The 556-nt window shown below is 62.9% G+C and carries 1 protein-coding gene; it reads right to left on the bottom strand.

Features of this window, described 5'->3' with window-relative positions; translation table 11 throughout:
• Window positions 1-470: AraC family ligand binding domain-containing protein (locus GR303_RS24255; protein WP_161727034.1), on the bottom strand; the 470-nt coding region annotated here is incomplete at its 3' end.
• Window positions 471-556 lie beyond the last annotated feature (86 nt).

Here is a 556-nt window from a genome sequence, read left to right on the forward strand (position 1 = left end):
GCCAGCTGGTCCGCTCCAGAGGTGAGCGCTTCGGCGAGCTTGCGCAACTCCTGCGGGAGCCGGGGGGTACTGCGCAAACTGAGGGACGACAGACCCCGGTCGAGCGCATGCCGCAGCGCCTGTGCGCGTCCTGCCGCCATTTCAGCGTCGAGCCAGTGCTTGGGGAAGAACAAGGAGAAGCTGTCGGTCTCAATCGGCGTTCGGATCTCGCTGGCGTATGTTTCCCCTGGATTGACCAGGAGAACCTCGCCGGGACACACGACTGAGGTCCTGTCGCCGAACCAATACCGTTCCTGGCCCGAGAAGACGGTCTTGATGCTGAAGCCTCCGCCATGCGGCTCAACCTCCAACCGCCGGCTCCGCAGGCGGAACGCCACGACACTGCTGCCGAATAGCCTGGAGAAATCTTCCCGCTCATCGGGTGGGGAGCTTTGCGCCTGGAATGCGCGGTCGACTTGGACAACCCTCACGTGGAACTCCCGTGGATCAATCCGATGCGGTTCAGGACGGGCGATCGGATAGTGGAGATCGGCATGCTCGCCGAACTTAGGTCAAA

The sequence above is a fragment of the Microvirga arsenatis genome (genome assembly GCF_009910705.1).
GTDB lineage: Bacteria > Pseudomonadota > Alphaproteobacteria > Rhizobiales > Beijerinckiaceae > Microvirga > Microvirga arsenatis.